This window comes from Faecousia intestinalis, from assembly GCF_040096185.1.
GTDB lineage: Bacteria > Bacillota > Clostridia > Oscillospirales > Oscillospiraceae > JAZOXB01.
The window spans coordinates 84,996-104,276 of record NZ_JBBMFF010000270.1 but is presented as its reverse complement, the minus strand read 5'-3'; the positions used below and the strand labels follow the sequence as shown (position 1 = coordinate 104,276).

Here is a 19,281-nt window from a genome sequence, read left to right as displayed (position 1 = left end):
TCTATAAGATGACATGCAGCGTTTGGGAAGATACCAAATATGACCGGGAAACGAAGCAAAGCGTCCCGGTTGCCTGGTATGTGACATGGGATGTGTATGTGAATTCCCCGAAGGAGGGATATGGGGAAAAGATCGCCGGGCAGAACCAGAAACGCTATACCGACAAAGCCGCCGCTATGAAATACCTGGATGGGCGCAAGAAAGCCTACTCCCACCTGTTTACAGAAATCTCTCCGCAGATTCCAAAAGAATATGAGCACCACTTTACCGTTCACGGTACCCTCCTTCCCGGTTATACCGTGGAGGGCCAGGAACCGGTCAAGGCAGAGCACACCGCCGCCGAGGTTTCGGAGGGCGATATTTCTTTGCCCGAAAAGGCGGAAAAGCCTTCCGTGCTGGGGAAACTGGCGGCGGCGAAGCTGGACGCAAAAGAATCCGGGCAGCCGGTCCGACAGGGAGAAAAATATCAGTCAGAAGAAAGGAGCAGCTTATGAATGAGTGGGAAAAGAACCGCCGCATGGCAGAATCTTACCGGCAGTCATACCCTCCCGGTACAAGGCTGGAACTGATTGGGATGGATGATCCGTTTGCACCGATTCCGGCAGGAATGAGGGGAACGGTTAACTATGTGGATGACCAGTCTCAGATTCATGTGAAATGGGACAATGGCAGCGGGCTTGCCCTTATCCCGGACACAGACAGTTTTCGCAGGCTGTCCGCAAAAGAGATTGAGGCGGAGAATGCGGCGAAGGGTTCTGTCGTAAGCAGGCTTACCGCTTCCAAAACGCAGCCAGGGAAAGAACGGGAAGAAGGCAGGCGGCAGGCAAAGCCGAATAAAAAGAAGGAGGATATGCAGTTATGAAAGTTTTAATGGTGGAGCCTGGGAAAGTCCCCTATGCGGCAGAAATTGGCGAAGGTCTGGAGCCATTGCAGGCCGCTGTCGGCGGGGACATTCAGGCTGTTTACCCTTACGATGACCCGGTTGCCTTGATCTGTAACGAGGAAGGCAAATACATGGGGCTTCCCCTGAACCGTGCTCTCCATGATGACGAGGGCAATATCTATGACATTGTTGCAGGGAATTTCTTTCTCTGCGGGCTTGGCGAGGAAGATTTTACAGACCTTCCAGCAGACCTTATGGAGAAATACCGGCAGCAGTTTGAGCACCCGGAGCAGTTTGTCCGCATTGCCGGGAAAATCCTGGCAGTCAAGCAGCCGGTCCCTTCCCCTGAAGAACAGGAGGCACAGCGGGCGCAGATGGCCGCACAGGAGGCACAGCGGGAAGAAATGCGGCTGGACGAGTCCACGGACCTGGCCTTTGACCTGGATGTGTTCCTGCGGCAGTACAGTGACGCTTATGCGGATATGCACCCCGTTTTCCATGAGGAAAAAGAACGCATGGCGGACGAACTCCTTTCCGGGCAGACCGGAAAGATACGCATGAGGATGGCAACTGTCATTCAGGAGGAACACCTGAACGGCGAGGCCGGGCCGCTGCTGGATCGCATTGCCGCCTATGAAAAAGAATACGGGATCAGCGCCTACTCCATTTACCAGCTTGACTTATCGGACAGCACCGATGACCTGCGCTTTATGTCCCTTGATTGGCTGGAAAAGAAAGGGCTCCCGGTAGACAGGGACAATTACCAGATGGTCTATGCGGCGGAGCTTTCGCCCGGCGAAACACTGGAAGATATTTATACCCGCTTTAACATCGACCACCCGGAGGATTTTAAGGGGCATTCCCTTTCTGTCTCTGATGTAGTAGTGCTCCACGAAAAAGGCAGCGACACCGCCTACTATGTGGACAGCATTGGGTTTAAGGAAGTGCCGGATTTTTTGGGCGGCGCCCGGCAGCCGGAGGCAAAGCGGGATGTGTCGCTGCGGGAGCTGCTTGACGACGCTAAGAAACAGGCGGCAAAGGCAGAACCTAAGACGCCGGAGAAAAAGAAAGAACCGGAAAGGAGCTGATGGCTTATGCTGATGGCAGAACAGGAACCCTATGCCTTAATGGTGCAGCCGGACGATATGCTGATCAGCCCTCGTGAAGTTAATGACAACTTCGGGACAATGGTATGCTTCCACCCCCGCTATGCCCTGGGCGACCACCACAACTATATTGACAAGGACGATTTTCTGCGGGAAATGTACTTAAACACCGTTGGCAACAATGAGCGCGGCACGGAACGCTATGAGCGCATGGTAAATATGGTCTGGAGCCGGAAAATGACTGGCGACCACCCCGACCCCCGTGCCGTGGATGATGCCATGCTCCGGGTGATCTCTGAAAAATACGTTGTGATGCCCCTGTACCTTCTGGACCACAGCGGCCTTGCCATGCAGACAGAGAGTTTCCACGATCCCTGGGACAGCGGGCAGGTAGGTTGGGTGTATGTTTCCAAAGAGGATGTGCTGAAAGAGTTCGGCGGGGAGAAAATGACCGGCGCCCTCCGAAAAAAAGCCGAGGATTTGCTTAGGGGCGAGGTTGCTGAGTATGACGCCTATCTCCGGGGTGAGTGTTATGGCTTTGAGCTGTATAAAAACGGCGAGCTGTCGGATAGCTGCTGGGGATTCATCGGAAGTCTGGAAGATGCCTGTAAAGCAATGGCGGATTATCTGCCAGACGAGTGCAAAGGCATGACGGAGCACCTTTCGGAAGTGAAAGAACCGGCTTCCATGATTAAGACGCTCCTTCGGCACGCCCGGATTCAGATCGAACAGGCGGAAAAAGCCCACGAACACGCCCCGCGCCAGCAGGTACTAAGTGAGGCACGGTAATGAACAGACTATATTTTTTCAGGAAGGAGGATGTAGGTGCAGGAAGATATTGAACAAAGAACCATGTCGGTCACGGTCCAGGCGGCAAAGCTGTCCGGGCGGGTGCTGAAAGCGGCCATTGCCGCCGCGCTTCAAAAGATGGAGCATAGCCGCAATACCCCGAAAGTTGGCCGCAACAGCATGAAGCGGCTGACCGCCAGGGACCCCGGCGCCAGTACCATTGAAGTGACCGGACGGATTCGCTCTTTTGAACGGATCGCCAAAAAGCATGAGGTCCGCTATCACATTGAAAAAGACCCCGGCACGGATCCGCCCAAATGGACGGTGTATTTCAAGGCAAACCAGGCGGACGCCCTGACCGCGGCATTTAAGGAATATACAAGAAAAGACCTTGCCCGTAGCACCAGGCCGTCGCTGCTTTCCCAGCTTGCCAAATTCAAAGAGCTGGCACAGGCGCTTGGCCGTGACAAGGTAAAGAATAAGGAGCATGGAGGGCCGGAGCGTTGAAGATAGATACGGTCACCCTGAAAAAGCAGGTGATCCTCCACCTGCCTTACCTTCTGTTCCTTTTGGTATTCGCAAAGCTGGGCCAGACGGTACGGCTGGCTCCCGGAGCGGATGCTTCGCAAAAACTGCTGGGGCTAAGTGAAGGCTTCACTTTGGCCTTTCAGAGCATGTGGCCCGGTGCGGCGCTGGATTGGCTGGTGGGGCTCTGCGGTGCGGTCATTATGAGGCTGGCGGTGTATCTCAAAGGAAAGGACGCAAAAAAGTACCGTAAAAATGTGGAATACGGTTCTGCCCGCTGGGGCAGCAAAACGGATATTGCACCGTTTATGGACCAAAAACCGGAAAACAACATCATTCTGACGCAGAGCGAGGGGCTTATGATGTCCGGCAGGCCGAAGAACCCGGCCAACGCCCGGAATAAAAATGTGCTGGTGGTCGGCGGTTCCGGCTCCGGCAAAACGAGGTTTTTTATCAAGCCCAATCTCATGCAGATGCACAGCTCCTATGTCGTTACCGATCCGAAGGGCACGGTCTTGATTGAGGTTGGAAAGCTGTTAAGCCGGGGCACACCGAAGCTGGATAAGGACGGAAAGCCGGTCCGTGGCAAGAATGGTAAGATCGTGTATGAGCCGTATAAAATCAAGGTATTCAACACCATCAATTTCTCAAAGAGTATGCACTATAACCCTTTTGCGTATATCCACAATGAGAAGGACATTCTCAAACTGGTAACGGTGCTGATCGCCAACACGAAAGGCGAAGGGAAATCGGGAGACGATTTCTGGGTCAAGGCCGAAACACTGCTCTATACGGCGCTGATCGGCTACATCTATTATGAAGCGCCCTCCAATGAGCAGAACTTTTCCACGCTGGTGGAAATGATAAACGCTATGGAGGTCCGGGAGGATGACGAGACTTTCAAGAACGCGGTAGATTTGCTGTTTGACGCACTGGAGCAGAAAGACCCGGATCACTTTGCCCTCCGGCAGTATAAAAAATACAAGCTGGCCGCAGGCAAGACGGCTAAGTCGATCTTAATTAGCTGCGGCGCCAGGCTTGCCCCGTTTGACATTAAGGAAGTCCGGGAGATCACCATGTATGACGAGCTGGAACTTGACCTGGTGGGCGACAGGAAAACGGCGCTGTTCTTTATTATCAGTGATACGGACGCGACCTTTAATTTCCTTGTCAGTATGGCTTATACCCAGCTATTCAACCTGCTCTGTGAGCGGGCGGATGATAAATTTGGTGGCAGGCTCCCGGTCCATGTGCGGTGCCTGATCGACGAGGCGGCCAATATAGGCCAAATCCCGAACCTGGAAAAGCTGATGGCAACGATCCGTTCCAGGGAAATATCCGCCTGCCTGGTATTGCAGGCCCAGAGTCAGCTCAAAGCGCTTTATAAGGACAACATGGACACGATCATCGGCAACTGTGATTCTTCTCTTTTCCTGGGAGGTAAGGAGGAAACCACCTTGAAAAGCTGGAACTCCCTGCTGGGGAAAGAAACCATTGATCTATATAACACCAGCGTCACGAAGGGCACCCAGGAATCCCACGGGCAGAACTTTCAAAAGCTGGGAAAAGATTTGATGTCCGTTGACGAGCTTGCGGTGATGGACGGCGGAAAATGCCTCCTGCAGATCAGGGGCGTGCGTCCCTTCCTGTCCCGGAAGTATGACATTACCAAACACCCGAATTACAAATATCTTTCGGATTTTGACGAAAAGAACGCCTTTGACATAGAGAAATACCTGTCTACAAGACTGCCTGTACGTCCCAGAGAGCTGTACCCCAACTATGAGATCACGCCGGAAGAACTGGCAGCGCAGACAAGCGCGTAAAACCCGCCGTATCATTTCCTTATTGTATGGCGGGTTTTTCTATACCCTTTGGAAAGGAGGCGCCTATTGCGGATTCGTGATTCTCCCTGACAACTGAATATCCCCCGCAGGTCTTGTCCTGCCCCTTATGCTGCCGTCATGTTTTTGTAGGTTTTCTATTTGAACATGGCGGCGGCTTTTTTCGTTTCCGGCCCAATGCGGCCACAACAATAAATTCTATGAACATTAAGGAGGATTAACTTTATGGCTTTTTTTACAAGCGCGATTGACACGCTGAAAATTCTCGTGATCGCCCTGGGCGCGGGTCTCGGCGCATGGGGTGTCATCAACCTTTTGGAAGGTTACGGCAACGACAACCCCGGTGCAAAATCCCAGGGGATCAAGCAGCTTATGGCTAAGTAGATGTAATCAAGAAAAGAAAGGAAAAGCACAATCCAGACGGAACCGGCGATTGTGTCAAGAAATGTTTGTGGAATAGCAAGAACTTTGTTATAATGGGAACAGGAACCCCGGAACCGGGAGGAAGGCAGGAGGATAAATGCACATAAGCTATAAACCCCTCTGGCATACGTTGGTTGAGCGCAATATGAGGAAAGAGGACTTGCGGATTGCCGCAGGTCTTACCACAAATATGATAGCCAATATGGGTAAAGGCAAAAACATCAGCATGGAAACGCTGGTTCGTATCTGCGAAGCCCTGAATTGTGGTATCTTAGATGTAATCGAATTAGAGAAGGACGATGAATAATAGCTATTGCTATCTTTCACAAAACACCATAAGAAAAGTTTTCTTTTAATGCCGGGAGTGAAACTACCTACTTCGCCCCGGCATTTTACCTGTAAAAAAATTTTTTGAAAAAAGTGAACCGCATACAAAGTCATGGCGAATATAGGGTGAACGGGCAATGGAGGTGAAACATTGGACGCAAGAGAAATCGAGAAATGTATTGATGAGTTCGGTACAGATATATATAGATTTTGCCTGAAACTCTGTATGGACAAATCAGAAGCAGAGGACTTGTATCAACAGACTTTTCTAAAAGCGTTAGAAATGGAATGGACACTTGACTGGGGGCAAAATCCCAAAGCACTGTTTTTTTCCTTGACGCACAATCTTTGGAAAAGCGATAGACGAAAGCAGGCCCGCCGAAATATGATTGCTCCATGTAGTAATTTGGATGATGAAGCAGAAGCAGTCTTACATTCCGACGAAAGTATTGAAGAAAGCTACTTGCAGAAAGAATTGATTTCAGAAGTTAATCGGATTATTGAAACCCTACCAGAAAAAATCCGAATACCGCTGACACTGTTTTATCTTTCTAATTGTTCCGTAGAGCAAATATCAACAATCATTAAGAAACCGCCCGGAACGGTAAAAAGCCGATTGTTTAAGGGAAGAAGTCTGATTAAGAAAAGATTGGAGGAAGCGGGATATGAAAAATGACCTTTTCAATACAGAAATTGATGAAATCATCCGGGCTTCTATGAAACTGGCTGACGAACCAGACCCGGAGTTGAACAACAAACTGAAAGCGACATTGTATCAAAAGGAAACGGCAATGCGAAAGCAACCCGCCACACGCGGTTTTTCTCTTTGGTATTTGCCGATGATTTTGAACTTAGTTACATTTATTATGCTGGCAGGTGTAGCACTAATAGTAATCAGCAACACTTATTTATCTTACTTTGCTGCTGGTATCTGTTTCTACATTGGACTGGCAGGCGTTTTGCTTACCATCGTTGGTGTTAAAAGGACAAATATGAAAGAGGATATAACAATCCGTGTTGAGAAAAGAGGTGCATTAGCGTGAATCATACAAAAAAGAACAAACTTCCGCTTTATATCGGCATTCCAGTTATTCTACTGTTAATTTTCCTGCGGTTTGGACTGTATTTTCTGAAAAGCGATGGCTTTAGCGGCCTTTCCATGCTGCTTCCCATTCTGCTTCTTTGCTTTATTCTTTTCGCCCTATGTACTTGTGGCTTCTTTGCAGCATGGGTATATCAGGATTGTAAAAAGCGGGGCGACGACCCGGTATTGTGGGCGATTGTAGTTTTTATCGCAACTCCTTTTATTGGCTTGCTGATTTATTTTCTGCGCCGTTCAGAGATAAAAGCAACGTGTCCTGCCTGCGGGCATCGAATTTCATTGAAAGCAGAATATTGTGAAGAATGCGGAACGCATATTGAAAACAAGGAGAATAATGGCGTTATGGTTAAACAGGAAACCCACCACTTAAAATTTATTGTTGCCGGTATTATCAGTATGGTGCTTATGTTGGTCTGCCTGACAGGGTTTATTGTCAGTGCTGCTACCGGAAATGGTGTAAATACGGATGTTACATCGAACGACCGAGTTTGGAATTTGGGAACAATCAGCATGAATTATGACACTTATCTGAATGGTGTTTGGAAGTTGGATTTTAGAAGTGCCAGTGATGGATTTGTGAAAGAACAAAACATGATGGTAGATGACGCAGAAACTCAAATGCTTCACGCTGATATTTCTTGCGAAACGGTGCCTGATGGAGCATCACTTACTTTGTGGCTGGTGCAGGGTGATGTATCAAAATCCTTTGATGTCACAAATCTTTCCGACCCCTTAGAGTATTCTTTGAGTGAATTTGAAAACGGGAAAATCCATGTAAGATTGCAGATCAATGGTGTGGAAGATACCATTTCAGAAATCTATGTGAAATAATAAGTTTGACCGATAAGCTGAAAAACTGAATAAAGAAAGCCAAAGCTGCCGTTGCAGGAACACCCATTCCCACAACGGCAGTTTTCATTTTCTCTTGCGCCGGAAGTTGAAGGGGCTGTTTTTAATGTTCGGCGCTTTTGACAATATCTTTTTCAATATCTTCTGTTCATCCGGCGGCAGCTTGTAGAAATCAACGCCGAGCATATTGAAAATGACCGCCCACACCTTTCCGAGATAATCCCCGGAGGATTGAATGGCTTTCCGAATATCCATCGCCACTTTCTTTGCGGCAGAGTAATCCGGCGTACTGTCAATGTCATGCTCATGGGCTTTCCGTATGTCATGGAGAATGGCGTCCCATGTTTTGTGCGTCACATGACAGAAGAAATCTTCTTCCTTTACCTCTGCGGCAAGGATAGTCTTTGAATAGAAATCATCTTCCGCCTGCTTGTATTTCTGGATGATGGTCTGCCGCTGTTCTTCCAAAGACTCATAAAGGGTGCGAAAGGTGGAGGTTGCATGGCCGTCTATGTATATCTCCGTGTCGGTCATAAGCTGCTCAAATTTATCATTGGTAGCAATCTCACACAGGAGCCGGTTATTGATACGGCCACTCTTTAGCAGCGCCACCATTTCATCATTCAGGTGCAGTTCCATCAGGGGCGTGTTTATCTGCTCCCGGTTTTCTGTCCGGCAGAACAGGTAATCAAGAGATACCTCATAGAAGTCGGCCAGCGTGATAAGATTGCCGTGGTTGATTTCCTTATTGTCGTTGGCTTCATAGCTGGCGAGGGCTGACTTTGAAATGCCGGTTTGCTGCGCCAGTTCTTCCAGATTTAAGCCCTTATCTTTGCGTAACTCCCAAAGGCGTTCCTGTATGGTAGTCGCTTTCAGCATAGGGCGCTCACTCCTTTCCGGCGGCTGTTTTCCTGCCGCTAACTGGATTATACCATACTTTCCATAATCGTGGAAATTTCCGTTTTTCGCCCCGAAATCCTACTTTGTGGATATACGGCACAGGGAACAAAAATGTTCTATGATACAGGTAGTTCATCGATGGATTATTCCAATCGAATGACCGGCCTGTATGGGATATGCTCCCCGGCGATGTAGCGCAACGACTTGCGGCAGGGAAATGGAGGAACCCTGACCGCAACGAGCGTACCAAAGGGAGCGAAACGCCGTTGTGAGAGCCAGGGGCAGGAACGACATCAGGGAGAACCGGCGAAAATGAACACCGAATTGATACCGAAACACAACAATCCGATAGGGCGTAGTCTACCCTATCCGTAATACTACAGGGGATTTCCGGGCGGTTCTATGGCCGCTTTTTCCCTGAAAATCGCCCCGAAACACGACACTAAAATCTGCTATCCGTCTATTGCGGCTGTTACGGCTGAAATGGGCGGATTTTTGTTTAAGGAGGCACCATGCCGAGAATGCCGAAAAAGAGGAAGCTGGAACTGTCCTTCTTCCTCAATGAACGGGGGCGGGTAACGTACAACGACCTTTGCCGGAAATGTCAGCGTACTTGCAAGCAGAGTTTCCGGGCGGTCATTGTGGACTGCCCCCATTATCTTTCCAAACGCTCAAAACGAAAAGTAAAGGAGGACACCGATTGAATGAAAGTTGAATTTATGACCGCAGACACCACCCTGCCGCCCTGTATGCCGCTGCCGAGAGCCATGCTGCGGCTCCCGATCAGCAGCACCGCCAAGGTCATGTACGCCCGGATGTTGGATATTGTTTTCCTGTCCGGCATAGAGGACACCAACGGGATTTTATTTATCCATTTCCCCATCGTGGAACTGGCGGCGGCACTTGCCCGCAGCACCATGACCGTGAAGCGTTCCCTGAATGAATTGGAGGACGCCGGACTGATACTGCGGGTGCGTCAGGGCTTCGGGGAACCCAACAAGATATATGTACTCATTCCCAAGAAGGAGGACAGCCGCTTATGAATGAAAAGCTGGAAGCACTCAATCAGGAGATAGAGAAAACGGAAAAGAAGCTGCGCTGGGCGCAACAGGAGGAAAAGCGTCTGACCCATCAGGCCAAGGCGCTGACCCGGAAGGAACGGACGCACCGGCTTTGCACCAGAGCCGCCATGCTGGAAAGCTACCTTCCCCACCCAGAAGCCATCACGGATGAACAGGTCAGTCTATTCTTGAAGCTGCTGTTCCACAAAGACAGCACCCGTCAGCTTATGGAAAAAGTGTTTGCCGGAAACGGCACAGAGAAGGAGGGCGCAGAATGAAGATGAATTTTTCTAAAGACGAGTTGGCTATGGTCTATCAGTACGCCGCCGGTACAAAAGAGGACACCCTTGCGGGGCTGAAAGAAATCGTGCCGGTTATCCGTGACCGGCAGACAAGGGATATTGTGGAGAATACCATCCGAAAGCTGGACGCCATCCCGGAGCCGGAGTGCCGCCGCTTTATCGCTGATACGAAGCAGCGGTTTATCCAGAATCGGGACAATTCCATCCGGCGCAGGCTTGCCGAAGCCAAGGCACAGGCGAGGACGAAAAAGCCACATCCCAAGAGAAAAGAGCCAGACCGGGAACGGTCATAATCGCTTTCAGAGCCGCAACCCGTGGACTGCCCCTCTGAAAGAGGGCGCAATTATACACCACTCGGAGGATGGTGCATTGCGTTCTCCGAAGGCTCCTCGCCGGAGGGCTGTGATTTTCCGCAGTCATGGTCTGCTCCAAATCAAACAGGGGACGCTACACTTCCCCTGCGCTGGCTGCCGCCAGCTACCCTTTTGTGGACTTGCCATCTGGGAACACCTTGCCTTGCAAGCTGTTCCCAGCCGACAAGTTTAAACAATCTTAATAACATCACGCTATATTTCGATACGGTGTTGATGTATAATGAGATTATAAAACATTTATGATTTAGAAAAGAGGGCTAAGTATGCACAGAATATATAGTGCACTTATTGACATCGTAGCGGCTGCTATCTTTATTGTTCCACTACTGGCTTTATATGGGAAAATTTCTCTTCGCAGCTTGAAGCAAACGCTTATATATATTGTGTTTGCGTTTTATCTTGTGGCAGTTTTATCTCTTGTTGGTTTTCCAAGTGTGTTATCTTTGAATTTAGATTTTACAATCAATATCATTCCGTTAGTCGATATGATTTCTGATTTTGTAAATGCTTGTTTAAATGTTCTTTTGTTTGTGCCATTAGGCTTTTTATTGCCTATGTTATGGAAAAAATACAAGGCAATAAAAAACACAATGTTATTTGCAATGTGCATGACTATTGCAATAGAGATTTCACAAATCTTTACTTTTAGGACAACCGACATTAACGATATAATTACAAATATGGTAGGTACATTAGGTGGTTATTTCATTGCCAAGCGGATTACAAAAAATTTTACACAGTATCCAGAATTAAATGCAGAAAATAAAGACTTGTATATTATCTGCGGAACAGTAATGTTAATAATGTTTTTACTACAGCCATTCACTGCATCCTTACTATGGGAGCTGATTTTGTGATTTACAAGTTCGAAATGCTCCCTAAATTTCTTAATAACTAAATACCAGCCGCCCCCAGCGGCACACCAGGCAGGAAATCTGAAAAAGGTCTCCTGCTTTTTTTCTGCCCAAAATCGGAAAGGAGGAACACAAAATGCCCTGTCCACACAATCAAATCTCTATTGTACAGCGCAGCAATCGCCAGTCTGCTGTTGCCGCCGCTGCCTACCAAAGCGGCGAAAAGCTGTTCTGCGAATACGACCAAGAAATAAAGCACTACCCGGAAAAGCGTGGTATCGTCCACAACGAAATCATGCTTCCGGCAAACGCCCCGCAGGAGTACGCAGACCGCAACACTCTCTGGAACGCCGCCGAAGCGGTGGAAAAACAATGGAACTCCCAGCTTGCAAGGCGGTGGGTGCTTACCATCCCAAGAGAGATACCGCCTGACCAGTACGCTGTCCTTGTCCGGGAGTTTTGTCAGCAGCAGTTTGTTTCCAAAGGCATGATTGCTGATTTTGCAATCCATGACCCCCATCCGCCGGGACACAATCCCCACGCCCATGTCATGCTCACTATGAGGGCAATGGACGAACATGGAAAATGGCTTCCCAAGAGCCGCAAGGTTTATGACCTTGACGAAAACGGGGAACGGATAAAACTTCCGTCCGGCAGATGGAAAAGCCACAAGGAGGATACGGTGGATTGGAACGACCAGAAGTATTGCGAAATCTGGCGGCATGAATGGGAGGTCATCCAGAACCGCTATCTGGAAGCCAATGACCGTCCGGAGCGTGTGGACTTGCGTTCCTATGCCAGACAGGGGCTTGATATTGTCCCCACTGTCCATGAGGGGGCTGCTGTCCGGCAGATGGAAAAGCGTGGTATCCAGACGAATATCGGAAACCTGAACCGGGAAATCAGAGCCGCCAACAGTCTGATGAAGTCCATCCGGCAGCTTATCCAAAACCTCAAAGGCTGGATTACCGAGCTGGGAGAAAAACGGAAAGAGCTGCTTGCACAAAAAGCGGCGGAGGAAGCGACACTTCTTCCCAATCTGCTGATGAAGTACATGGAGATACGAAAGGAAGAACGGAAGGACTGGACGAGGGCTGGACAGAACCGGGGGACTTCACAGGACTTAAAGGCAGTCAGCGAAGCCCTGTCCTATCTCCGGCAAAAGGGGCTTTCCACTGTGGAGGACTTAGAAGCGTTTCTGGAATCTTCCGGGAAATCAGCCGCAGATTACCGCAATCAGATGAAGCTAAAGGAAGCCCGCAGCAAAGTGATTGACGGGATTCTTGCCAGCCGGACAGACTGCAAGGAATGTAAGCCTGTCTATGAGAAGTACCAGAAGATATTTTTCAAGAAAACAAAGGAGAAATTCAAACAGGAACACCCGGAGGTTACCCGGTATGCGAAAGCCGCCGCCTACCTTGCCAAGCACCCGGACGATAAGGACAGTACCCAAAAGGAGCTGCAAGAGGAGCAGGAAACGCTTCTGGAAGAAATTGCAGCCCTGAAAACACCGCTGACCGAGGTACAGGAGGATTTGAAGAAGCTGCGGGACATTCGCTACTGGGTACGGAAAGCCACCCCCGGCACAGAAGAAAGCAAAGAGCCGCCCAAGAAACAGCCTATCAAAGAAGTCTTGCAGGATAAGGCTGACGAGAAAAAAGCACAAAGAACTGTCCCGGCACAGACGAAGCACAAACAACAGGATATGGAACTTTAACAGGCACTTGCCATTTTCAAGCAGAGAATGTCAGGTGCTTTTCTTATTTTCAAGGAGGGATAGATTTGAATGTATTTGAAGCTGTGAAGCAGTCCGTCACAACAAGACAGGCTGCGGAGCATTATGGAATCCATGTAGGTCGCAACGGGATGGCTTGCTGCCCGTTCCATAACGATAAAACCCCAAGCATGAAGCTGGATCGGCGTTACCACTGCTTCGGCTGCGGTGCGGATGGGGATGTGATTGATTTTGCCGCCGCCCTGTATGGGCTGGGAAAGAAAGAAGCCGCCGTACAGCTGGCACAGGACTTCGGGCTTTCCTATGAGGACTGGAAACCGCCTGGAAAGGCAAAAAAGCCCAAGCCCCGGCAGAAATCCCCGGAGGAACAGTTTCAGGAAGCAAAAAACCGCTGCTTCCGTATTCTTGCCGATTATCTCCACCTGCTCCGAGTGTGGAGAAAGGAATATGCCCCGCACTCCCCGGAGGAAGTCTTTCATCCCCGGTTTGTGGAAGCCTTACAGAAGCAAGACCATGTGGAATATCTGCTGGATGTGCTGCTGTTCGGGGAAACAGAGGAAAAAGCGGCTTTGATTACGGAATACGGAAAGGATGTGATACAGCTTGAACAGCGAATGGCAGAGCTTGCAGCCGCAGACGCAGCAAGAACTAAAAAACACCATGAACGCCATGCAGCCGCCCCAGAGCGTTGAGGAAGTAAAGGCAACTCTGGAAACCACCGAGAAAGGCGGCGTCCGCCAGAGCATACGGAACTGCCTGACCGTATTCCAGCGTGACCCTGTGCTTGCCGGGGCAATCGCCTACAACATCCTGACCGACCGCAAGGACATCATAAAGCCCATCGGTTTTCACAGAGAAAGCACAGCCCTGACCGATACGGACATGAAGTATCTGCTTCTCTATCTGGAGGAAACCTACGGGCTTACCAGTGAGAAAAAGATTGAAACCGCCATCGGGATTGTGGCGAATGAGAATAAGTACCACCCCATCCGGGATTTTCTGAACAGCCTTGCATGGGACGGGACTGAGCGCATCCGCTTCTGTCTGCGGCACTTTCTGGGGGCTGATGTGGACGATTACACCTATGAAGCCTTGAAGCTGTTCATGCTGGGGGCGATTACAAGGGCATTTAAGCCCGGAAGCAAGTTTGAAATCATGCTGTGTCTGGTAGGCGGTCAGGGGGCTGGCAAATCCACCTTCTTCCGGCTGCTGGCAGTCCGGGACGAGTGGTTTTCCGATGATTTGCGGAAGCTGGACGATGACAATGTGTACCGCAAGCTGCAAGGTCACTGGATTATCGAAATGTCGGAAATGATGGCAACCGCAAACGCCAAGAGCATCGAAGAAATCAAGTCATTTTTAAGCCGGCAGAAGGAGGTCTACAAGATACCCTATGAAACCCACCCGGCAGACCGCCCCCGCCAGTGCGTGTTTGGCGGCACTTCCAATGCCCTTGACTTCCTGCCCCTTGACCGTTCCGGCAACCGCCGCTTTATCCCGGTCATGGTGTACCCGGAGCAAGCTGAGGTTCACATTTTGGAGGACGAAGCTGCTTCCAGAGCCTATATTGAGCAGATGTGGGCGGAAGCGATGGAGATTTACCGAAGCGGCAGGTTCAAGCTGGCTTTCAGCCCCGCCATGCAGCGGTATCTCAAAGAACACCAGCGGGATTTTATGCCGGAGGACACCAAAGCCGGGATGATACAGGCGTATCTTGATAAGTACACCGGGAGCATGGTCTGCTCCAAGCAGCTCTACAAGGAAGCCTTGAACCATGCCTTTGACGAGCCGAAGCAATGGGAAATCCGGGAAATCAACGAGATTATGAACCAGTGCATTGACCGCTGGCGGTACTTCCCGAACCCAAGAATGTTTTCCGAATATGGCAGACAAAAGGGCTGGGAGCGAGAAAACCCGGCAACGGACTCCGGCAACCCGTCTGAAAAAACGATGGACGGTTTTGTGGAGGTCACAGAACAGATGGAGCTTCCATTCTGAAAATGACCACCCGTTGCACCCCCTGTTGCTATCCCGTTGCCGAGCCGGTTGCCGGGGAAAACCCCTTATTTCCGGGCTTTTCTCCCTTATAACAACCAAAACAACAGAAAAATAAAAGAAAAGTATAAATAGTAACCACCGCCAGATTGAGATTGTTTGCAAGGTCTTTTGAAGCCCGTTGCCGGACTTCGTTGCCGACACCCTCTGTCTGGCTATTTTCATGTATGGAGGATAACTGCCTATGGCAAAAAACAAAACAGAGATTCATGTGACCACTGTATTTGACGGGGAGCTGGATGCAACCGATGTGTTCGTCAGCCTGATTTCCCAGAAATACGGAAAGACAAATACGAAAGAATATCTTGCTAAAAAGAAAGATATGAGCTATAATGAAGATGAGGTTCAAAAGAGCCAGATACCGTCTGGATTGTGTGGGTAAATGGCTATGATGAACGAAATGGAATACAGAACAATCGGTTCGGCACTTGCCGGGGGCTATCGTGCGGCGGTCTATTGCAGGCTGTCAAAGGACGATGACCTGCAAGGCGAAAGTGCCAGTATCGCAAACCAGCGTGATATGCTGGAAAAATACTGCGAAAAGCAGGGATGGGAGGTTGTGGCAGTCTATCAGGACGATGGTTTCACAGGTCTTAATATGGAGCGTCCTGATTTACAGAGAATGTTGAGAGCCATTGAGCGCAGGCAAATCAACCTTGTCATCACGAAAGACCTCAGCCGACTGGGGCGGAACTATCTGCAAACCGGGCATTTGATTGAGGACTTTTTCCCAAGAAACGGTGTCCGCTATATCGCCATGAATGACGGTATCGACACCCTGCGGGATAACAACGATATTGCCCCGTTCAAGAATATCCTGAACGAGATGTACAGCAAGGATATTTCCAAGAAAGTCCATTCCTCTTATCTTCTGAAAGCGCAGAAAGGACAGTTTACCGGGTGTCTTGCCCCGTTTGGGTATCGGAAAGACCCGGAGGACAAAAACCATCTGCTCATTGACGAGGAAACCGCCCCGATTGTGCGGCTGATTTTCGGGTATGCCCTAAACGGTCATGGTCCGAACTATATCCGCAGACGGCTGGAGGAAGAAAAAATCCCCTGCCCCACATGGTGGAACCGGGAACGGGGGCTTCGCAATACCCGCACCAAATGGGAAAAGAAAGACCCAGAAAAAGGACGGTATATGTGGGACTTCTCCGTTATCAAAGACCTTTTGATGAATCCCGTCTACACCGGGGCGATTGCTTCCCAGAAAAAGGACTACCGTTTCAAAATCGGCACGATTGGGGAAAAGAAGCCGGAGGACTGGATTGTGGTGGAGGGGCAGCATGAACCGCTGATTGACCGCATGAGCTTTGACATTGTGCAGAATAAGCTGAAATCCCGCCAGCGTCCGGGGCAGACCAATGAAATCAGCCTGTTTGCCGGACTGATAAAATGCGGCGAGTGTGGGAAGTCGCTGACGGTACGCTACACAAACGCAAAACATCCTCAGCAGATTTATTCCTGCAAGACCTACAATGCCTTTGGAAAGAACCACTGCACCCAGCATCGGATTGACTATGACACCCTTTACAGCCATGTGCTGCGGAAAATCCGGGAATGTGCCAGAGCTGCCCTGATGGACGGGGAAGCGGTTGCCGACCGCCTGACCAATACCTGTGAAGCCGAGCAGCGGGAACAGCGGGAAGCAATGGAACGCTCCCTTACAAGGGACGAGGAACGGATTGAGGTTCTGGACAAAATGGTAATGCGGCTTTATGAGGATATGATTGCAGGGCGTATCAGTGAGCAGAATTTCAACACCATACTGGAAAAGACACAGACCGAGCAGATGGAGCTTAAAGCAAAAGTGTCCGAGGGCAGAAAGCGGCTGTCCGATGAAGTCCAGCTTGCCAATGACGCAAAACAATGGGTGGAAGCCATTCAGGAATACGCCAACATCACAGAGCTGGACGCAGCCACCCTTAACCGCTTAATCAAAGAAATCGTCGTGCATGAGCGCATTGACGAAGATAAAACAAGACACATTTCTATCGAAATTCATTTTAATCTCAAACCCATCCCGGAGGTGGAACAGGTCACTGCCTGACCTGTCCCGCCGGGACGGTTCTCTTAAAAACACCATATAGATTTTTTGTACGCCGCCGCCCGCCATCGAGCAGAGTTTTACACCTAATTGGGGATAAAACAGCTTATGGCGGGCGGCGGTATCGCCCTGGTGGGTGCCACGCTGATTCCGCTCCTGTCCGGCCTGTTCAGTTAATAGCCGATGGGCAGTCTGTTTGATTGGATAACAGACTGGATCAAAGAGGGCCTGATCGAAGCGATCACCGGGCAGTACACCAGTATTTTTGAATCGGTAAACAGCCAGGTCGCGGATGTGGCCGGGCAGGTCGGACAGACCCCGCAGGGCTGGAATGGCGGCGTGTTCAGTATGATCCAGAATCTTTCTGAAACCGTCGTCATTCCCATTGCGGGCATGATCCTGACCTTTGTGCTGGTATATGAGCTGATTCAGATGATTTTGGAAAAGAACAACATGCACGATTTTGATACGTTCAACATCTTCAAGTGGATCTTCAAGACCTTTGTAGCCACCTACCTGCTTACCAACTGTTTTACGATTGTCATGGCGGTGTTTGATGTCGCCCAAAATGTGGTATCGCGGAGCGCCGGCGTGATAAACGGGAACCTGGATGTCACGGCGGCGCTGGCTGACCTGGAAACGCAGCTTGAAGCAATGGGGATGTGGGAGCTGATCGGCTTATGGCTGGAAACCAACATCATCAACCTGTGTATGTGGGTACTGTCTATTGTGATCTTTGTCATTGTCTATGGCCGCATGATTGAAATATATCTCACGGTCAGCCTGGCACCCATACCGTTTTCCACAATGGCAAACCGTGAATGGGGACAGATGGGGACGAATTACCTTCGTTCCCTGTTCGCTCTGGGATTCCAGGGGTTCTTAATTCTGGTATGCGTCGCGATCTACGCGGTGCTGGTCCAGTCGATCCCCTCGTCCGGCGATATTCACGGTGCGATCTGGGGCACGGCGGGATATACCGTACTGCTGGCCTTCGCCCTCTTTAAGACAGGCTCGTTATCTAAAAGTATATTCAACTCGCATTAGCGGGTAACAACTACATTTTAACAAGGAGGAACTTTCATTATGAGTAAAACCAATACCGAACCCATGCAGCCGGACACTCAGGCGTCCGAAAGCTTGAAGCTGGATGTAACCGTGCGCCCGATTGCCCCGATGGGGAACCTCTTGGCCTTTGCCAACGTGACGATTGGCGACTGTTTCAAGATCGACGGCTTCCGTATCTGCTCCGGCGAGAACGGCCTGTATGTCAACATGCCTTCCACCCAGGATAAGCAGGGAAAATGGAGGGATGTGTGCTGGCCGGTGACGGCGGACTTTCGCAGGCAGCTCAACGACGCCCTGATCGAAGGGTACGGCCAGGCGATTGAAAATTTGCAGGCCACCCTTGAAGCGACCAGGGACGCAGAAAAGCCTTCCCTGACCGGCGCCCTGAAAGAAAATGCCGGAAAGGTCAAGACGCAGCCGGCAAAGCCCGCGCCTGCCAAGAGTGAGCAGGCCCGCTGATGGCGGAGGCTAAGAAATATGGCATTGTGTACGCGGACCCGCCCTGGCGCTATGACATGAAGCGCGGCAAAGGCGTGGCAGAAAACCATTACCCCACCATGAGCATGGATGAAATATGCGCACTGCCGGTTGCAGACCTTGCGGCCAAAGACAGTGCGCTTTTTCTATGGGCCACCTTCCCGCAGCTTAATGAGGCGTTCCGGGTGATTGAGGCATGGGGCTTCCACTATAAGACCCTGGCGTTTCTGTGGCTGAAGCAGAACCGGAAAGCCGATAGCTGGTTTTATGGGATGGGCTTCTGGACCCGCTCCAACGCGGAGGTATGTCTGCTGGCAACACGCGGGCACCCGAAACGCCAGTGTGCGGGAATCCACCAGTTTGTGATCTCCCATATCGAGCAGCACAGCAAGAAACCCGATGAAGTGCGGGACAAGATCATAAAGCTCATGGGAGATCAGCCCAGGGTGGAGCTTTTTGCCAGGCAGCAGACCCCCGGCTGGGATGTATGGGGCAATGAAGTGGATTGCAGTATTACAATGCCGCAAAACGGATAAAAAAGATTCTCGCAGATCGGA

The 19,281-nt window shown here is 50.2% G+C and carries 23 protein-coding genes and 4 pseudogenes; 25 read left to right on the top strand and 2 right to left on the bottom strand.

Translation table 11 applies throughout. The features are described from left to right. From WMO66_RS14075 to WMO66_RS14020, 11 genes and pseudogenes are all read left to right on the top strand, one after another. Window positions 1–494, top strand: a pseudogene (locus WMO66_RS14075) (hypothetical protein); the annotation flags it as partial. Next, window positions 491–862, top strand: coding sequence for a DUF4314 domain-containing protein (locus WMO66_RS14070; RefSeq protein WP_009252032.1), 372 nt, complete (start codon window positions 491–493; stop codon window positions 860–862). The pseudogene WMO66_RS14075 and the gene WMO66_RS14070, both read left to right, overlap by 4 nt. After that, entirely contained in the window at window positions 859–1,971 is a 1,113-nt protein-coding gene (locus WMO66_RS14560; protein WP_009252031.1) for a DUF3846 domain-containing protein, read from the top strand. Before WMO66_RS14070 ends, WMO66_RS14560 begins: the two co-directional genes overlap by 4 nt. A 6-nt stretch (window positions 1,972–1,977) precedes the next feature. Further along, complete coding sequence (locus WMO66_RS14055; protein ID WP_009252030.1) at window positions 1,978–2,778, top strand: hypothetical protein; 801 nt, start codon at window positions 1,978–1,980, stop codon at window positions 2,776–2,778. A 36-nt stretch (window positions 2,779–2,814) separates the two neighbouring features. Next, window positions 2,815–3,285, top strand: coding sequence for a PcfB family protein (locus WMO66_RS14050; RefSeq protein WP_009252029.1), 471 nt, complete (start codon window positions 2,815–2,817; stop codon window positions 3,283–3,285). A 2-nt stretch (window positions 3,286–3,287) separates the two neighbouring features. Further along, window positions 3,288–5,129, top strand: a complete 1,842-nt coding sequence (locus tag WMO66_RS14045) for a VirD4-like conjugal transfer protein, CD1115 family (protein ID WP_217752829.1) — start codon at window positions 3,288–3,290, stop codon at window positions 5,127–5,129. Between the two features lie 243 nt (window positions 5,130–5,372). After that, window positions 5,373–5,525 (top strand): annotated as a pseudogene (locus WMO66_RS14040) (Maff2 family mobile element protein); the annotation flags it as partial. 142 nt (window positions 5,526–5,667) lie between these two features. Then, window positions 5,668–5,871: pseudogene (locus tag WMO66_RS14035) on the top strand (helix-turn-helix domain-containing protein); the annotation flags it as partial. Between the two features lie 177 nt (window positions 5,872–6,048). Further along, window positions 6,049–6,573 (top strand): RNA polymerase sigma factor, encoded by a 525-nt coding sequence (locus tag WMO66_RS14030; protein WP_035394353.1) that lies wholly within the window; start codon window positions 6,049–6,051, stop codon window positions 6,571–6,573. Continuing rightward, on the top strand, window positions 6,563–6,940 hold the full coding sequence (locus WMO66_RS14025; RefSeq protein WP_005933737.1) for a hypothetical protein: 378 nt from the start codon (window positions 6,563–6,565) through the stop codon (window positions 6,938–6,940). The genes WMO66_RS14030 and WMO66_RS14025 overlap by 11 nt, the downstream gene beginning before the upstream one ends. Beyond that, window positions 6,937–7,830, top strand: coding sequence for a zinc ribbon domain-containing protein (locus tag WMO66_RS14020; RefSeq protein ID WP_349136982.1), 894 nt, complete (start codon window positions 6,937–6,939; stop codon window positions 7,828–7,830). Before WMO66_RS14025 ends, WMO66_RS14020 begins: the two co-directional genes overlap by 4 nt. An 84-nt stretch (window positions 7,831–7,914) precedes the next feature. On the opposite strand, the gene WMO66_RS14015 is transcribed toward WMO66_RS14020, so the two are convergent. After that, a complete protein-coding gene (locus WMO66_RS14015; protein WP_207685206.1) occupies window positions 7,915–8,727 on the bottom strand; it encodes a helix-turn-helix domain-containing protein in 813 nt (270 codons plus the stop codon). A gap of 533 nt (window positions 8,728–9,260) precedes the next feature. Here WMO66_RS14015 and WMO66_RS14010 point away from each other — a divergent pair. The 8 genes from WMO66_RS14010 to WMO66_RS13975 all read left to right on the top strand — a co-directional run bounded on the left by WMO66_RS14010 (window position 9,261) and on the right by WMO66_RS13975 (window position 15,072). Beyond that, on the top strand, window positions 9,261–9,452 hold the full coding sequence (locus WMO66_RS14010) for a hypothetical protein (RefSeq protein ID WP_172455309.1): 192 nt from the start codon (window positions 9,261–9,263) through the stop codon (window positions 9,450–9,452). Next, on the top strand, window positions 9,453–9,791 hold the full coding sequence (locus tag WMO66_RS14005; protein ID WP_349136981.1) for a replication initiator protein A: 339 nt from the start codon (window positions 9,453–9,455) through the stop codon (window positions 9,789–9,791). Further along, the gene (locus WMO66_RS14000) at window positions 9,788–10,087 is read left to right on the top strand and encodes a DUF3847 domain-containing protein (protein ID WP_087418070.1); all 300 of its coding nucleotides are present in this window, start codon (window positions 9,788–9,790) and stop codon (window positions 10,085–10,087) included. Before WMO66_RS14005 ends, WMO66_RS14000 begins: the two co-directional genes overlap by 4 nt. After that, the gene (locus tag WMO66_RS13995; protein ID WP_087418069.1) at window positions 10,084–10,404 is read left to right on the top strand and encodes a transposon-transfer assisting family protein; all 321 of its coding nucleotides are present in this window, start codon (window positions 10,084–10,086) and stop codon (window positions 10,402–10,404) included. Before WMO66_RS14000 ends, WMO66_RS13995 begins: the two co-directional genes overlap by 4 nt. Before the next feature lie 344 nt (window positions 10,405–10,748). Further along, window positions 10,749–11,342, top strand: a complete 594-nt coding sequence (locus tag WMO66_RS13990) for a VanZ family protein (RefSeq protein WP_015555147.1) — start codon at window positions 10,749–10,751, stop codon at window positions 11,340–11,342. A gap of 133 nt (window positions 11,343–11,475) precedes the next feature. Beyond that, entirely contained in the window at window positions 11,476–13,056 is a 1,581-nt protein-coding gene (gene mobQ, locus WMO66_RS13985; protein WP_349136980.1) for a MobQ family relaxase, read from the top strand. 65 nt (window positions 13,057–13,121) lie between these two features. Further along, window positions 13,122–13,766: a CHC2 zinc finger domain-containing protein gene (locus tag WMO66_RS13980; protein ID WP_349136979.1), complete on the top strand. Its 645-nt coding sequence runs from the start codon at window positions 13,122–13,124 to the stop codon at window positions 13,764–13,766. Further along, entirely contained in the window at window positions 13,735–15,072 is a 1,338-nt protein-coding gene (locus tag WMO66_RS13975) for a virulence-associated E family protein (RefSeq protein ID WP_349136984.1), read from the top strand. The genes WMO66_RS13980 and WMO66_RS13975 overlap by 32 nt, the downstream gene beginning before the upstream one ends. Before the next feature lie 28 nt (window positions 15,073–15,100). Here WMO66_RS13975 and WMO66_RS13970 read toward each other — a convergent pair whose 3' ends face one another. Continuing rightward, on the bottom strand, window positions 15,101–15,340 hold the full coding sequence (locus tag WMO66_RS13970; protein WP_117524374.1) for a tweety protein: 240 nt from the start codon (window positions 15,338–15,340) through the stop codon (window positions 15,101–15,103). Between WMO66_RS13970 and WMO66_RS13965 the strand changes: the two genes are divergently transcribed. From WMO66_RS13965 to WMO66_RS13940, 6 genes and pseudogenes are all read left to right on the top strand, one after another. Beyond that, complete coding sequence (locus WMO66_RS13965) at window positions 15,314–15,511, top strand: hypothetical protein (RefSeq protein ID WP_055270759.1); 198 nt, start codon at window positions 15,314–15,316, stop codon at window positions 15,509–15,511. The two genes, WMO66_RS13970 and WMO66_RS13965, sit on opposite strands and share 27 nt — an antisense overlap. Then, on the top strand, window positions 15,512–17,182 hold the full coding sequence (locus WMO66_RS13960; RefSeq protein WP_349136978.1) for a recombinase family protein: 1,671 nt from the start codon (window positions 15,512–15,514) through the stop codon (window positions 17,180–17,182). A gap of 90 nt (window positions 17,183–17,272) precedes the next feature. After that, a pseudogene (locus WMO66_RS13955) lies at window positions 17,273–17,356 on the top strand (Maff2 family mobile element protein); the annotation flags it as partial. A 6-nt stretch (window positions 17,357–17,362) separates the two neighbouring features. Continuing rightward, window positions 17,363–18,226, top strand: coding sequence for a VirB6/TrbL-like conjugal transfer protein, CD1112 family (locus WMO66_RS13950; protein ID WP_009249965.1), 864 nt, complete (start codon window positions 17,363–17,365; stop codon window positions 18,224–18,226). A gap of 39 nt (window positions 18,227–18,265) precedes the next feature. Continuing rightward, window positions 18,266–18,706, top strand: coding sequence for a SpoVG family protein (locus WMO66_RS13945; RefSeq protein WP_009249966.1), 441 nt, complete (start codon window positions 18,266–18,268; stop codon window positions 18,704–18,706). Then, complete coding sequence (locus WMO66_RS13940; protein WP_009249967.1) at window positions 18,706–19,260, top strand: MT-A70 family methyltransferase; 555 nt, start codon at window positions 18,706–18,708, stop codon at window positions 19,258–19,260. The genes WMO66_RS13945 and WMO66_RS13940 overlap by 1 nt, the downstream gene beginning before the upstream one ends. Window positions 19,261–19,281 lie beyond the last annotated feature (21 nt).